12 protein-coding genes are annotated in these 15,397 nt (G+C 35.4%); 6 read left to right on the forward strand and 6 right to left on the reverse strand.

The features are described 5' to 3' along the window. The 5 genes from AC0UBM_RS16130 to AC0UBM_RS16150 form a co-directional block, all read right to left on the reverse strand. Positions 1-846, reverse strand: a complete 846-nt coding sequence (locus AC0UBM_RS16130) for a 5-oxoprolinase subunit C family protein (protein WP_475689322.1) — start codon at positions 844-846, stop codon at positions 1-3. Next, a complete protein-coding gene (gene pxpB, locus AC0UBM_RS16135; protein WP_475689323.1) occupies positions 839-1,567 on the reverse strand; it encodes a 5-oxoprolinase subunit PxpB in 729 nt (242 codons plus the stop codon). The genes AC0UBM_RS16130 and pxpB overlap by 8 nt, the downstream gene beginning before the upstream one ends. Positions 1,568-1,569: 2 nt before the next feature. Further along, complete coding sequence (gene pxpA, locus AC0UBM_RS16140; RefSeq protein WP_475689324.1) at positions 1,570-2,307, reverse strand: 5-oxoprolinase subunit PxpA; 738 nt, start codon at positions 2,305-2,307, stop codon at positions 1,570-1,572. A 2-nt stretch (positions 2,308-2,309) separates the two neighbouring features. Continuing rightward, entirely contained in the window at positions 2,310-3,539 is a 1,230-nt protein-coding gene (locus AC0UBM_RS16145; RefSeq protein WP_475689325.1) for an Nramp family divalent metal transporter, read from the reverse strand. A 400-nt stretch (positions 3,540-3,939) separates the two neighbouring features. After that, on the reverse strand, positions 3,940-4,176 hold the full coding sequence (locus AC0UBM_RS16150) for a helix-turn-helix domain-containing protein (protein WP_414035464.1): 237 nt from the start codon (positions 4,174-4,176) through the stop codon (positions 3,940-3,942). 107 nt (positions 4,177-4,283) lie between these two features. Between AC0UBM_RS16150 and AC0UBM_RS16155 the strand changes: the two genes are divergently transcribed. The 3 genes from AC0UBM_RS16155 to AC0UBM_RS16165 all read left to right on the forward strand — a co-directional run bounded on the left by AC0UBM_RS16155 (position 4,284) and on the right by AC0UBM_RS16165 (position 9,966). After that, on the forward strand, positions 4,284-5,498 hold the full coding sequence (locus tag AC0UBM_RS16155; RefSeq protein WP_414035465.1) for a DNA polymerase Y family protein: 1,215 nt from the start codon (positions 4,284-4,286) through the stop codon (positions 5,496-5,498). Further along, entirely contained in the window at positions 5,498-8,455 is a 2,958-nt protein-coding gene (locus AC0UBM_RS16160; RefSeq protein WP_475689326.1) for a DNA polymerase III subunit alpha, read from the forward strand. The genes AC0UBM_RS16155 and AC0UBM_RS16160 overlap by 1 nt, the downstream gene beginning before the upstream one ends. A 149-nt stretch (positions 8,456-8,604) precedes the next feature. Beyond that, positions 8,605-9,966 (forward strand): acyl-CoA dehydrogenase family protein, encoded by a 1,362-nt coding sequence (locus tag AC0UBM_RS16165; RefSeq protein ID WP_475689327.1) that lies wholly within the window; start codon positions 8,605-8,607, stop codon positions 9,964-9,966. Positions 9,967-10,285: 319 nt separating this feature from the next. On the opposite strand, the gene AC0UBM_RS16170 is transcribed toward AC0UBM_RS16165, so the two are convergent. Continuing rightward, positions 10,286-11,065, reverse strand: coding sequence for a hypothetical protein (locus AC0UBM_RS16170; protein WP_475689328.1), 780 nt, complete (start codon positions 11,063-11,065; stop codon positions 10,286-10,288). Between the two features lie 252 nt (positions 11,066-11,317). On the opposite strand from AC0UBM_RS16170, the gene AC0UBM_RS16175 reads away from it, so the two are divergent. The 3 genes from AC0UBM_RS16175 to cydB all read left to right on the forward strand — a co-directional run bounded on the left by AC0UBM_RS16175 (position 11,318) and on the right by cydB (position 15,394). Further along, the gene (locus AC0UBM_RS16175; protein ID WP_475689329.1) at positions 11,318-12,667 is read left to right on the forward strand and encodes a dihydrolipoyl dehydrogenase family protein; all 1,350 of its coding nucleotides are present in this window, start codon (positions 11,318-11,320) and stop codon (positions 12,665-12,667) included. 316 nt (positions 12,668-12,983) lie between these two features. Next, the gene (locus AC0UBM_RS16180; RefSeq protein ID WP_414035470.1) at positions 12,984-14,315 is read left to right on the forward strand and encodes a cytochrome ubiquinol oxidase subunit I; all 1,332 of its coding nucleotides are present in this window, start codon (positions 12,984-12,986) and stop codon (positions 14,313-14,315) included. 2 nt (positions 14,316-14,317) lie between these two features. Then, complete coding sequence (gene cydB / locus AC0UBM_RS16185; protein ID WP_475689330.1) at positions 14,318-15,394, forward strand: cytochrome d ubiquinol oxidase subunit II; 1,077 nt, start codon at positions 14,318-14,320, stop codon at positions 15,392-15,394. Positions 15,395-15,397 lie beyond the last annotated feature (3 nt).

Below are 15,397 nucleotides of genomic sequence, written 5' to 3' on the forward strand. Positions count from 1 at the left end.
TTATACACATTTAAAACTAAACTGTTCTCCTGTATGTTTTTGAGACAGTATAGCAATGCTAGAATGTTTTAATTGTAAAACTCTCGGGTAACCTCCTGTAACTTGGCAATCTTTCATTAATATAATAAGTTTCCCTGAAGGCGTTAGTTGCACTGTTCCTGGTATAACAGGTGAAGTAATTATAGCCTGTAATTCGTTTTCTAAAGGTTCTTCTAACTGATAAGCCATTCGGTTATTTGTATTTGAAATGGTAAATGCTGTGGAAACTAATTTTTGTTGTTGTAGTTCTGAAAGTAAATCAAATTCTGGACCTTTAAAAACAGCGAGCTTCGTTTGCTTCAAATAGTCTAAATCTACTTTTAATACGGCATTTAAATTAGAGGTGCTAGAAGTATATGCTTCAATGGGTAATTCGTCGTTTTTTGTCAAACAATAGCTTTCTGTTACACCTTGATACATACTGCGGCTATCCATTACTAAATCGCTCTTAATACCGCCTTTTACTGCTAAGTAAGTTCGGAATCCTTTTTTTACAGCACCAAAGCTTAAGATATCGTGTTGTTTTATCTCTAATGCTTTATATGCAGAAACGGCTTTATTATTTATTTTAGGTTGCATATCTGCGCCAGAAATACAAATTAAGGTATCGCATTGAAATTGTAACGACGCTCCAATCATGGTCATTTCAATAACAGCATCGTTTTCATGATTTCCTAGAAGTGTATTTGCTATTTTTAAAGCGTATTCATCCATTGCTCCAGAATAGGGGATTCCATAATCCTGGAAACCATACCGACCTAAATCTTGAATGCTAGCGTATAAACCTGGTTTTAAAACTTTAATCATGGCGATCCTCACTTTCTATTTGGTAACTGTCTGCATCAACTAATAGTTTAATGTTCTCAAACTCTTTTAAACTCACGGGATAAAATTGAATAGAATCATTGGATTGTGCAAAGCAGGGTGTTTTAGTATTCGGATTAAAAAAGTTGACAGGTGTTTGTCCTATAATGTTCCAGCCACCGGGGCTATCACTCGGGTAAATGCCGGTTTGGTTTCCGCCAATAGCTACAGATCCTTTTTCTATACGTGGTCTTGGCGTCGATTTTCTTGGCGTTATTAAGGCGTCGTCTAAACCACCTAGATATAGAAAGCCAGGCAGGAAACCAATAAAGTAAACGGTATATATTACTTCAGAATGTCTCTTAACAATATCTGCTTTCGACATGTTTTTAGAAGCCGACATGGTTTCTAAATCTAAACCAAATGCATCATCATAACACACGGGGATTTTCCAAAGTTTCGATTCTTTGTAAGATGATATCGCTTCAGAATTGTAAATGTTTTTTAATAAGTCGACTTCCTTTTCAAAAGATATAACCGAGTGATATACGATTAAAATAGACTGATATGCCGCACGTATTTCGCGAATGTGTTCTACTTCAGACCGTTTTATTTTATTTTTAAATCGAGTTAAGTCTTCTAAAATAGGTTTCGATATGTGATTGGGCCATTCTATTAAAATAGCATGTTCTCCGAAGGGTTTGTACGTGCGTTCTAGATTCATTATTAACGAATTTGAATGCTTTTAGATGCTAGCCGATTTGATAATTCAGAAATCAACAAATAAGCTTCAGGGTTGTCCCCATGAATACAAAATGTTTCCGCTTTTATAGTAACTAATTCTCCTGTTATAGTTTTTACTTTTTCATTCGAAACCATACTATAAACATGCTCAAACAAGGTATTAGAATCATGAATCATCGCATGAGGTTCTGTTCTGGAAACTAAAGTTAAATCGGTATTATAATTTCTGTCGGCAAAAGCTTCATATATAATCGGAATTTGATTTTCAACAGCAAGTTTAGCAATAACCGAATTGTAAGGCACGTATAATTTTACACGTAGCATTAAGCATTTTAGGACTTCAATAATTACACTTGCAATTTTTTCATCTACAGCAGCCAAATTGTACAAGGCACCGTGTGGCTTAATGTGGTGGAGGTGCAAGTGCTCGGCATCTAAAACATGGATTAAATCTTTTATTTGTTTTTTGAGGGAAATATATAAGGCTATACTAGAGATGTCCATAGGGTGCCTTCCAAAATTTTCTTTATCAGGAAAGGAGGGATGTGCTCCTATTTTTACACCGTGTTTTTTTGCTAATAACGACACAGATTTCATCGTTTCAACATCGCCTGCATGTCCGCCACAAGCAATGTTGCACGACGAAATAAGAGGCATAAGTTCAGACTCGTTGCCAATGCCTTCGCCTACATCGGCGTTAATGTCTATGTGAGTTTGCATGATTAAAATAGGTTTAGTTGAAAGACCTTGTTTAAGGTCGCTATTGATAACAAGATACTGATAATTAAAATAATGCCACCAAAAATATTTTGTCTGATAGTGTTCTTATGAATGCCTAACACCGATGATTTGTTCATAATCCAGATTAAAAAACCAGCGATAACAGGTAATAGGATACCATTTGTAACTTGTGCAAATTTGATGATTTCGATGGGTTTTATTCCTAATGAAGAAAATAGAACGCCTAAAATAATAATGCTTCCCCAGACACTTTTAAATTTAAAAGTATGCATGTCGTCTTTCCAACCCAAACATCCGCTCATTACAAATGCGGCAGCCAATGGAGCTGTAATGGCACTTGTAATGCCTGCGGCAAATAAACCTATAGCCAGAAAATATTTCGCAAAACTTCCAAACAAAGGTTCTAGTCCTTTTGCTAAATCAACAGCGTTATGTACTTCTGAAGTTTGTATAGACGCGGCAGAAATCATGATACACATAGAAACCATACCGCCTAGAACAACGGCTACAATGGTGTCTTTTCTAGCGTATTTTAAATCGGTTGGGGTTTTCCATTTTTCTTTTACTAAAGAAGCGTGTAAAAATAAATTATAAGGTACCACCGTAGTTCCTATTAAAGCAATTACGGTTAGTAAATTTTCCTTTGATAGTTGCGGAAGAAAAACGCCTTTAAAGATGTCTGAAAGATTTGGTTTGGTAATAATGGCTGTAAATAAAAAGGCTAAACTCATTAAGGTGACTAATGCAACCAATACACGTTCTAGGATTTTATAATTTCCAGTATACAATAACGAAAAAGCAATTGCTCCAATAAGTACACTAAATACATTTAAAGAGAACCCCGAAACATTTAAGTTGTACTTGCCTACAATGGCTTCTAAACCTAAAACACCACCACTAATATTGCCAGCTTCGTAAGCGGCGTTTCCAATAACAATGGCAGAAAGTATTAAGATTAAGGCTAAAACTTTTAAAACAGGATGCTTAATTTCTGTTCTAATAATTTCCGACAAGCCTTTTTGAGAAATAATGCCCAATCTTGCCGACATTTCTTGTAAAACTATAGTCGCTAATATAGATAGTACCATAGCCCAAAGTAAAGAAAACCCAAAGGCTACTCCAGATAAGGTGCAAACAGTTACTGTTCCTGGGCCTATAAAAGCGGCGGCCACTAATGGTCCTGGACCAATATTTTTAAACCATTTTTTCAAATGCTATTGTGCGATTAAAACGTCTTTTTTTTATTGATTCTTAGATGCAGTATTCAAGATGTAATACATAGAGAAATTCAAAATCCCTTTAAAAAAACATGTTTGTGTTTTCTAAATCCGCGTCTTTTTTCTAATTAAAGTTGAATGTTAATTAACCTTAATCATGACTACATAATAATTAAAAAGAGAGAAATAAAATGTCTCATTGGCTTTTACTTGAACCTTTCGTGTTCTAAAATATGAAAAGGAGTTTTAAAGCAATAGCAGATGTTTAGTTATTTTTTATTTCTAAAGTAAAAAGAAATATTGAAGCTAATTTTTTGTAAAACAGCAATAAGTGTTCTTGTTTTTAAGAATTTAATTGCTGTTTAAAATCGTTACGTTCTAGTAACAACCAATATTAATTTTCATAATTAATAAGCGATGCACTTTCTTTTAGGGTTAAGTTTTTTCGTAAAAGCGTATCTATGGGAATTTTAAAATAATCTGAGACTGTAATTAAAAAGTCTAAAGTAGGTGCAGAGCGACCTTCCTCGTAGGAGCTTATACGAGACCTTGTAACACCCAAATCTTCGGCAAGTATTTCTTGAGTCAGTTTTTTTAAATGTCTAAGATGTTTTAGATTTTTAGCAATCATAGTCATAGTACGTTCAATAGCGTTTTTAGTGATTGTTTAGACGTTAAAATTTTAGATTGCTACAAATACAAGCAATACTTGATTGCAAATGTAACTAATTTTGTGGTATGAATAAAAATATACTACATCTAGATTTAGATACCTTTTTTGTGTCTTGCGAACGATTAATAGACAGTCGTTTACAGAAACGTCCATTACTTGTTGGTGGAACGGGAGATCGTGGTGTAGTCGCAGCGTGTAGTTACGAGACACGTCGGTTTGGTGTACATTCGGGCATGTCTATGAAAGTAGCACGGCGCCTATGTCCTGAAGCTGTGGTAATTCGTGGCAATGCATCTATTTATTCTAAATATTCACATCAGGTTACCGATATTATTAAGGAGCAGGTACCCATTTTTGAAAAAGCTAGTATCGACGAGTTTTATGCCGATTTAACAGGTATGGATACCTTTTTTGGGTGCTATAAATATGCATCGGAATTACGAGCTAAGATTATAAAAGAATCTGGATTACCGATTTCGTTCGGTTTGTCGGCTAATAAAATTGTATCTAAAGTCGCAACAGGAGAAGCAAAGCCTAACAATCAATTACAAATTGATCACGGTTACGAAAAATCGTTTTTAGCACCTTTGTCTATTCGGAAAATTCCATCGGTAGGCGATAAAACCTATCAGACCTTACGCAATTTAGGCATCGATAAAATTAGCGTCATTCAGAATATGCCTGTCGAAATGCTAACCAGTGTATTAGGTGCTAATGGTAGAACCATTTGGAAACGTGCTTTGGGCATCGATAATCCGCCACTCATTCCGTTTCACGAGCGTAAATCCATTTCTATAGAACGCACGTTTACAAAAGACACCATAGATATGGTAATGTTAAGAACCACCATTTTTGCTATGGCCGAAAGTTTGGCTTATCAGTTAAGACGTGGAAATAAACTCTCGGCGTGCATAAGTGTGAAGATTCGATATTCAGATTTTAATACTTACTCTAAGCAAATTAAGATTCCATATTCTAGTGCAGATCATGTTATAATTCCTAAGGTTTTAGAGCTTTTTGAAACCTTATATCAAAGACGCTTGTTAATCCGGTTGGTTGGTGTTAAACTGAGTCATCTGGTTACAGGGAATTATCAGATTAATTTATTTGATGATACCGAACAGATGCTAAATCTTTATAACGCGATGGACAAGATTCGCAATCGTTTTGGAGAACTTAGTGTGCAGAAAGCATCGTCTATGGGAGCCAAAACCATAGGCCGATTCGATAACCCTTTTAACGGCGAGCCACCTGTAATTTTAGCACATAGAAAACAGTAATGTATTTAAATTGTCATACCTATTATTCATTAAGATTCGGAACGTTTTCCGAAGTAGAATTGCTTGCTTTAGCAAAAGAGCATGGTGTGGAGTATTTGGCATTAACCGATATAAATAACACCTCTGCTTGTCTTAATTTTATTAGAAAGGCTTCAGCATTTAATATTAAACCCATTGTTGGGATTGATTTTAGAAATGGAGCGCATCAACAATTTGTTGGAATTGCTAAGAATAATGCGGGTTTTTTAGAACTGAATAGTTATTTGTCGGATTATAGTCACTCCAAGAAAGCCATACCAAATGAAGCTTTAGCATTTAAAAACGCATTTATTATTTATCCGTTTGAAGCGGTCTTAGAACAAAATAAAACAACATTTAAAACCAATGAATTTATTGGCGTTTCTGTTGAAGAACTTCGGAAATTACCATTTTCAAAATATATAGATTTCAAAGATAAATTAGTCATTCAGCAACAAGTAACGGTGCGCAATAAACGTGATTTTAATGCGCATAGATTGTTGCGAGCGATTGATAATAATACGCTACTCAGTAAACTTCAGAAAACGGAAGAATGTAGAGAACAGGATAAAATGCTTTCGGTAAAGGTGCTCGAGGATGCTTTTCAACAATTCCCTTTTATCATTGAAAACACCAAGAAATTATTAGCGCAATGTGAGATTCAATTCAATTTTGGAGCACATCGTATATCTCAAAATCAGCAAACGTACTTAGCGTCTAAAGATGCGGACTATCAGTATTTAGAGCAACTTTGTAAAGATCATATTTCAAAACGCTATAGTCATATTTCCGAAAAAGTGAAAGAACGCCTTCGAATAGAATTAAAAACCATCCGAGAGCTAGACTTTGTATCGTACTTTTTAATTAATTACGACATTATAACCTATTCAAAAAGTCAGGGCTATATTCACGTCGGTCGGGGAAGTGGAGCGAATAGTATTGTGGCTTATATTATTGGAATTACCGATGTAGATCCCATCGATCTAGATTTATATTTCGAACGTTTTATTAACCCTTTTAGGGCATCGCCACCAGATTTCGACATCGATTTTTCGTGGAAAGACCGAGAAGATATCACGCAATATATTTTTAAACGATTTAAAAATGTCGCCTTATTAGCAACCTATAATACGTTTAAATATCGTGCTGTAGTGCGAGAATTAGGAAAAGTATTTGGCTTACCAAAAGAAGAAATAGATAAACTGGCAGGAGAAAAAAGTCATGCGTTGGAGAGCGACGAAATGGCTGCTTTGGTACTAAAATACGGTGCGCTTATAGAAGGGTTTCCTAATCATTTAAGTGTGCATTCTTGCGGTATTCTAATTTTAGAACAGCCTATTCATTATTATTCGGCAACCGATTTACCGCCAAAAGGATTTCCAACGGTACAATTCGATATGATTATTGCTGAAGATACAGGCATTTTTAAATTCGATATTTTAGGGCAACGGGGTTTGGCAAAAATTAAGGAAGCCATCGAGATTATTGCATATAACAGACCCGAAACGCCACCCATAGATATCACTCAGGTAGAACATTTTAAAAGAGACCCGAAAATTAATGCACTTCTTAAAAGCGGGAAAGCAATAGGGGCGTATTATGTCGAGTCTCCTGCCATGCGTGGCTTGATGCAGAAATTACAAACGCAAGATTATATCGGACTTGTAGCCGCGAGTTCTATAATTAGACCCGGTGTGTCTGGGTCGGGTATGAAAACGGAGTTTATAAGACGCCAACGAAAACCAGAAACAAGGCGAGAAGGGAATGCGAAGCTATTAGAGATTATGCCCGAAACGTATGGGATAATGGTCTATCAGGAAGATGTACTTAAGGTTGCTAATCAGTTTGCAGGTTTAACTTTAGGGGAAGCCGATGTCTTGCGTCGTGGAATGAGTGGGAAGTTTCGTTCGCGAACAGAATTTGTGGCTGTAGAAGAAAAATTTATTGCCAATTGTAAAGCACGCGGTTATCCGGATGCTTTAACGTTAGAGGTTTGGAATCAGATTAAAAGTTTTGCGGGTTATGCGTTTGCAAAAGGACACTCTGCATCGTATGCCGTCGAGAGTTATCAGAGTTTGTATTTAAAATGCTATTACCCGTTAGAGTTTATGGTGGCGGTATTAAATAATGGTGGCGGATTTTACAGTGCAGAACATTATATACACGAGGCTAAAATGTGTGGGGCAAATGTGCAACCTCCGTGTATTAATAAAAGCGATCATCCTAATGTTATTAATGGGACTACCATTTATTTAGGATTCGGGTATCTTAGAAGTTTAGAGCATCTTGTTATAAAACGCCTGCTTACAGAGCGTCAGTTTAATGGCGAATTTCAATCTTTAGACGATTTTATCGATCGTGTTATCATTAGTATAGAGCAACTAACTATTTTAATTCGAATAGATGCTTTTCGGTTTACAGGACAACCTAAAACGGAATTGTTGTGGCAAGCTATTTTTAAGTGTCAAGCGAACAAATCAAAATCGATACAATCTAAATTGTTTAAACCGGCTCAAAAACGTTTTAATTTGCCGAGTTTAAATACCTCGTTTGTAGAAGATGCTTACGACCAAATGGAATTGTTAGGCTTTCCATTATGTCCTTATTTTAAATTAATAAATGAAAGCTTACAACCTCATATTAAAGCAAAAGACATGAATAAGCATGTTAACCAGACTGTCTTATTGTATGGCGTTTTGGTGAATACGCGATTTCATAACACCTCGCAAGGGAAGCGTATTCGGTTTTGTACGTTTACAGATCAGGATGGACATTATTTCGATACGGTACATTTTACCAAAGTTGTTAATCAATATCCGGTTCACGGAATAGGTGTATATGCGTGTTATGGCAAAGTGACATCCGATTTCGATTTTTGTAGTATAGATATTATTTGGAGTAGGAAATTGTCTGTTATTCCCGACCCTAGAGGAGATTAATAGTTTTAGTAGATCGAGCTTCTGCTTTTAAACACGTCTTAATATAAAATTAAAGTTCTAGTAAGTGTAATCTCTTTTTAGTAATTTAATAGTTTGTATAAGGTTGCTTACCAGAGCACATACAAACAAACTAATTAAAAAGAAATAGTATGGAGTGGTTTAAAAAAATAAAACACATTACGCATTTAATGAAGCAAGTCGACTTTAAAGAACTGAGTCAGATTTCAGAAAAGATAGATTTACCAAAAATCATGAAATCTGTAGGCGAATTAAATGACGATCAGTTAAAAGGGTTGACTAAACTGCTTACAGAAAAAGCTAAAAAAGGGCAACATAAATTACCGCCTATCGATGGTGATTTTTATGAATATGATTTAAAACTCACTTTTGAAGAACGAGCCATCCAGATGAAAGTTCGGAACTTTATGGAAACGGAAGTAGAGCCAATTGCAAACGAGTATTGGAAACGCGCAGAGTTTCCGATGGAAATTATACCAAAATTAGCCAAACTTAATATTAGCGGTGTGGCTTACGAAGGGTATGGTTGTCCTAATTTATCTTTCGTTATGGAAGGCGTTATTGCAGAAGAAATTGCTCGTGTAGATGTGTCTATTTCTACATTCTTCGGAGTTCATAGTGGTTTGGCCATGGGATCTATTTATCTGTGCGGAAGTGATGCGCAAAAAGAAGAATGGTTACCAAAAATGCAAGAAATGAAAGCAATTGGGGCTTTCGGCCTAACAGAACCTAATGTAGGAAGTGGTGTCGCTGGAGGTATGGAAACCACTTGTAAAAAGGTTGGAGATGAGTGGATCTTAAACGGACAAAAAAAATGGATTGGGAATGCAACGTTTGCCGATGTTATTATAATTTGGGCAAGAGATATTGATAGTAACCAAGTTAAAGGTTTTTTAGTAAGAAAAGGAAATCCGGGGTATAAAGCCGAAAAAATTGAAGATAAAATGGCATTAAGAACGGTTCAAAATGCCTTAATTACAATTACAGATTGTAAAATCCCAGAGTCGGATAGATTACAAAAAGCCAATTCGTTTAGAGATACAGCTAAAGTTTTACGTATGACGCGGGCAGGAGTGGCTTGGCAGGCTTTAGGTTGTGGTCGAGGTGCTTACGAGAGTGCGTTAAAGTATACTAAAAAACGTGAGCAATTTGGAAAGCCTATTGCGAAATTTCAGCTGATTCAAAATCATTTAGTAGAAATGTTAGCAAACTTAACAGCAATGAAAGCTATGGTATATCGCTTATCAGAATTGCAAGACCAAGGCTTATTAACCGACGAACAAGCGTCTCTAGCAAAAGTATTTTGTTCTATGCGAACCAGAGATGTGGTAAGTCGCGCTCGTGAAGTTATGGGTGGCAATGGTATATTGCTAGAATACGACGTGGCTCGTTTTGTTGCAGATGCCGAAGCCATATATTCTTACGAAGGCACCAAGGAAATAAATACATTAATAGTTGGAAGAGCTATAACAGGATATAGTGCTTTTGCCTAATACATTTTAAAGCAAAAAAAAAACAGTTTCCGATTTCTTAATAACTACTATTTTGAAGTCGGAAATTATCTTTTAAAACAGATTCTGGGAAGTGCAAATTCTTTATTCATGCTAAGTATGATGTTAAGCGCATATATTTAGTAAGTCCAGTGTCTCTTGTCTACTGCTTGCAGATAACCTGGTCGCACAGACTTTTTTGCTGTTTGTTTTGCAGATTCAATATCGAACTCTAGCCATACCAATTGGTCCTATTTGTATTTTATAGATAGGGACTAAATATGTTTTCTGCTGTTTCTATTCGTAGAAACTATTTACTGTTTTAAAGCCAGTCTAATAAAGAGTGCTCATTTTGTTGCTGTTGCTCACGGAATTTTTTTTCGTACTCATCCCGTTGTATTTTATAATCATCTTTAAGCTTGCGATACGTATTTACTGGCCAGCTTTTAAGTGTTGTTTTCTCGAGATCACATTCTATTGCAACATGAAAGGTGTGATGTGTAGATTCATGTACATATAAAGAAAAAGGAATCTCGTTATCTTCGTTTAAAAATGTAGACGAAAGTTTCGCGTCTTGTGTATCATCTTCTAAATTAAACTCTAAATTACCTTCAAAAAGGATGTGATTTGTATCATTTAGTTTTGTTTTAATAGCATCTGCCAAAGGCTTTATATGTTTAGAAAGTTTACCCACTTTAAAATTAATTCGGGCAGATTCCTCGGCATCTGTATATATATGGTATTTTAAAATTACTTTTTTAGGCGTATAACCTGCAGGCACCTTTATTTTATGCATGGTTAAAATGTCGGGCCTAGAATCTGTATTCTCTCTAGGGCTCAATTCTTTTTTTTGTTTTTCAATAATAGGTCTACAATGCTCCAAAGAAAGGGTAATGTGTTTTTGAGCAGGAAGTAGATATTTTGTGTGACTAGAATTTATAGCTTCTCCTAAACGTTTAGGTATTAGCAAATCCAATTTTCCTTTTTTAAGCTTGTCATATATTTCATTCACTTTGGTGCCATCTTTAAAAGGAGATTGCAGAGAAGATTTTAACGAAGAAGAGCTAAAGGAGGCGGGGTGTTTGGGATTAAAATCTCTCATAATATTTAGTTTTACATGAATTTGTGAATTATTTACTCATAAATTTAATTATAAAAATTCATATATCGTATGAAAATCAGGTATTTAACTTTGTGTTTGGTGTTAAAGTTTTAAATTGAATTAAAATTTGGATTTAGCTCTAATACGTCCGTTTGCGGTTAGATTTTTAAGTAGGAATTGTAGTAATGAATCCGGTCAATTTTTTAAGCATACCAGTTAATGTATTGCACCCTTAACCTCTAATTTTAAATAATGGAATATAAAGAATATGATGTTTTTGTAATTGGTAGCGGAGTTGCAGGTCGCTATGTCGCTAGAACTTGCGCGAGCGCGGGTTTAAGCGTTGCTATCGCAGATAATCGTGAATTTGGTGGGACTTGTGCAAATAGGGGTTGCGATCCTAAAAAAATTATATTAGGACCTACAGAGGTCTTCGACCTTGCCGATAACTTAAGCCAAAAAGGAATCGCGTCCTTACCTGAATTAAATTGGGAGGCAAATCAGAAATTTAAAAAGACATTTACAGACAAAATACCAGCTGGTACCGAAAATCAATTAAAGGAATTAGGTGTGGTTTTGTATCATCAGTCGCCTAAGTTCTTAGATAAGCATACGCTTTCTGTAGAAGGGAAGACCATAACCGCGAAAAACATAGTTATTGCAACAGGACAAATTCCTCGAATATTAACTATGGAAGGTGCTCAATTGCTTAAAACAAGTGACGATTTTCTTAAATTATCTAAACTTCCGAAGCACATGATCTTTATCGGTGCTGGATATGTAGGTTTAGAGTTTGCTCACATGGCTACACGCTACGGTTGTCAGGTAACGCTTATAGAGCAAGGTCCGAGCGCATTAAATGCATTCGATTCAGATCTGGTATCCGAACTTATATCTGTTTCCGAAAAATTAGGCATACGATTTATTTTTAATGCTGATATTTCAAGTATAGAAAAGCTTAATAAAAATTGCCGTGTACATTATAAACATAAAGGAAAAAACGAATCGATAAAAGCACGCATGGTGTTTAATACTGCTGGAAGAGTTCCTGCCATAGCAGAATTGTCTTTGGATAAAGGGGGAGTTACGTATTCTAAAAAAGGCGTTGAGGTTAATAAGTATTTACAAAACCTCACCAATGATAAGGTGTATGCTTGTGGCGATGTTTCCGACCATAGTGTGCCATTAACACCACTTTCTGGCATAGAAGCAAAAATAGTTGCAGAAAATATTATTCATGGTAATAAAACAGAAATTAACGTCCCGAATGTGCCGTCTACAGTATTTACGTTGCCAAATTTAGCTTCCGTAGGACTGTCTGAAGATGAAGCTAAAAAACGATATAATAATGTTATTGTAAAACATGAATTTGTCTCCGATTGGTTTAATGTTAAGCGTAGTAACGAAAAAGCTTACGGTTATAAAATATTAATTAACGAGCGTACAAACGAAATTGTAGGCGCTCATATGTTAGGTCCGTATGCGGCCGAAACCATTAATTTATTTGCCATGGCCATAAATTTAAAACTGACTACCGAAGCCGTAAAAAACATGATTTTTACTTATCCGTCTTGGGCAAACGACATAAAATCCATGCTTTAATCTCATAACTTAGTCGGTTTTTAAATTATTAAAAATTGCACTTTAATTGTTTCTTAACAAGAAAAGGTAAAGACTATACTGCTAAAAGCTGTCGCTGTAAATCCATCTGTTTACTATGGACAACTGCGACAGCTTTTTTTGTTATTATGCCTTGTATTTAGAGGCTATAATAATTTTAAAAGGAAGTTAAATTGTACTGCCAATTGAAGGTCTAAAACGTTAAAATTTAAAGAATTCTATAATATTTATATTTTGTAATTAATGTTACTCAACGTTAAGAATTAGCTTCGTATTTTTAAGGTCTAAATGACGTTATATGGAAGACATGCTCTTTTACGATAGGATGCAATTTGCGTTTACTATTACTTTTCATTATTTGTTTCCACAACTCACTATGGGGTTGTCTTTATTGATTGTTTATTTTAAGTGGAAATTTCTTCGCACTAAAATTGAGACTTATAATGATGCTTCAAAATTTTGGATGAAGATTTTCGCTTTAAATTTTGCCATGGGAGTAGTTACAGGAATCCCGATGGAATTTCAATTTGGAACTAATTGGGCGAAATTTTCAGAACTTACCGGTGGTATAATTGGTCAGACTTTAGCTATGGAAGGGATGTTTTCCTTCTTTTTAGAATCGTCCTTTTTGGGACTATTTTTGTTTGGAGAAAAACGTCTTGGTCATAAACTCCATTTCCTTACTGGTTTTCTGGTGTTTTTAGGTTCCTGGGCTAGTGGCTATTTAATTATTGCTACCCATTCTTGGATGCAATATCCAGTAGGATACGAGATTTTAGAAAACGGAAAATTTGTCTTAACTAATTTCGGAGCATTATTTTCTAACCCTTGGTTGTTGCCTTCTTATTTGCATAATCAGGCGGGTTCTATGGTAACATCTTCTTTTGTAGTTGCCGGAATTGGAGCATTTTATCTTTTAAATAATAAGCATCATGAATTCGGAAAATTATTTGTAAAAACGGGTGTGATTTTTGGTCTAATTTCAAGTCTTTTAGTGGCATTTCCAACAGGCGATTTGATAGCTAAAAATGTAGCCGAACACCAACCCGTAACTTTTGCGGCTATGGAAGGGATTTTTAAAAGCGAAGAAGGCGGATCTGAAATTGTACTGATTGGACAGCCAAACATGCTAGAGAAAAAATTAGATAATAAAATAGCTGTTCCAAATGTATTAAGCTTCTTAACCTATCAAGATTGGAATGCCGAAATAAAAGGACTAGATCATTTCGATCCGTCAGTTTATCCTACAAATATTCCAGGCCTGTATTATGCCTATCATATTATGGTGGGATTAGGAACCATTTTTATTGGATTAATGTTGCTGGCAGCGGTACAATTATTCAGAAAAAAATTATACCATACCAAGTGGATTTTATGGGCCATCATGTTTATGTTGCCGTTTCCATATATCGCTAACACTACAGGTTGGTATACTGCAGAATTAGGAAGACAGCCGTGGTTGGTGTATAATTTACTAAAAACTGCAGATGGTGCATCGCCTACCGTATCTTCTGGAAATACCTTATTTACATTACTTGGTTTTATAGGTTTATACCTTCTTCTAGGACTACTGTTTTTAATGTTAGCAGGGAAAATTATTAATAAAGGACCACAACTAAATCAACACTAATTATGGAATTATTTTGGTATATCGTATTAATGACAATGTTAGCGGGCTATGTAATTTTAGATGGTTACGATTTTGGAGCAGGTATAATTCATTTGTTTTTTGCTAAAACAGAAAAAGATAAAAAAGCTATTACTAATGCTATCGGTCCGTTTTGGGATGCTAACGAAGTATGGTTAATTGCCTCGGGAGGTGTATTGTTTTTTGCATTTCCTACATTATATGCTTCGGCATTTAGCGGGTTTTATTTGCCCTTAATGATGATTTTATGGCTTTTAATTTTTAGAGCGATAGGATTAGAATTAAGAGGACAAGTTAAAAACACCATGTGGGAAGCTATCTGGGATAAAGCTTTTGGGATTTCGAGTTTATTATTAGCACTCTTCTTTGGCGTGGCTTTGGGGAACGTGGTTAGAGGTGTAAATTTAGGTCATGTTGTAGATGGCGTATCTACTCACGAAGCGCATTATTTCTTTTTGCCGCTGTGGAATCCATCGTTTAGTCCGCATGCAGTAGAATTAGGAGTCATCGATTGGTTCACATTATTATTAGGTATTATTAGTGTCGTGACGCTAGCAATCCATGGGGCCAACTGGATAATTTTTAAAACCAATTCCGATTTAAATGAAAAGCTAAAGCAGGTAGTGTTTATTCTAAACTTTGTACTTGTGGGACTCGTTATTGTCTCTATTGCGATTTGGCATGTTATCGAACCTAATCCGTTTCATAATTTTATAGATAAACCGCTATTATGGATCTTCCCGATTATAATGTTAACGGGGCTTTTCGGATTATTTAAAGTAAAAACGTATAAAAAACATGGCGCAGGGTTTTTGTGTTCTTCGCTGTTTTTGTTCGGCGGATTAACATCTACCGTAGCCTCTATTTTTCCGAAAGTATTGCCTTCAACAAATACAGTAAACCCAGATTTAACCTTGTATAGTGTTGCTGCAGATGAGTATGGTTTAAATGTTGGAGTGTATTGGTTTGCTCTTGCTGCCGTTTTAGTGGCCGTGTACATGTACATACAATATAAAGTGTTTAGTGGGAAAATGGACGATGTTGGGTATGGAGAGCATTAACTG

It is taken from the genome of Formosa sp. F44, from assembly GCF_056238645.1.

Excerpts from the sequence above, each read along its gene's own strand:
- AC0UBM_RS16175 (WP_475689329.1), top strand. The coding sequence starts at position 11,318 with ATGGAATATAAAGAATATGATGTTTTTGTAATTGGTAGCGGAGTTGCA.
- AC0UBM_RS16170 (WP_475689328.1), bottom strand. The coding sequence starts at position 11,065 with ATGAGAGATTTTAATCCCAAACACCCCGCCTCCTTTAGCTCTTCTTCG.
- AC0UBM_RS16165 (WP_475689327.1), top strand. The coding sequence starts at position 8,605 with ATGGAGTGGTTTAAAAAAATAAAACACATTACGCATTTAATGAAGCAA.
- AC0UBM_RS16150 (WP_414035464.1), bottom strand. The coding sequence starts at position 4,176 with ATGATTGCTAAAAATCTAAAACATCTTAGACATTTAAAAAAACTGACT.
- AC0UBM_RS16180 (WP_414035470.1), top strand. The coding sequence starts at position 12,984 with ATGGAAGACATGCTCTTTTACGATAGGATGCAATTTGCGTTTACTATT.
- AC0UBM_RS16155 (WP_414035465.1), top strand. The coding sequence starts at position 4,284 with ATGAATAAAAATATACTACATCTAGATTTAGATACCTTTTTTGTGTCT.
- pxpB (WP_475689323.1), bottom strand. The coding sequence starts at position 1,567 with ATGAATCTAGAACGCACGTACAAACCCTTCGGAGAACATGCTATTTTA.
- cydB (WP_475689330.1), top strand. The coding sequence starts at position 14,318 with ATGGAATTATTTTGGTATATCGTATTAATGACAATGTTAGCGGGCTAT.
- AC0UBM_RS16130 (WP_475689322.1), bottom strand. The coding sequence starts at position 846 with ATGATTAAAGTTTTAAAACCAGGTTTATACGCTAGCATTCAAGATTTA.
- AC0UBM_RS16160 (WP_475689326.1), top strand. The coding sequence starts at position 5,498 with ATGTATTTAAATTGTCATACCTATTATTCATTAAGATTCGGAACGTTT.
- pxpA (WP_475689324.1), bottom strand. The coding sequence starts at position 2,307 with ATGCAAACTCACATAGACATTAACGCCGATGTAGGCGAAGGCATTGGC.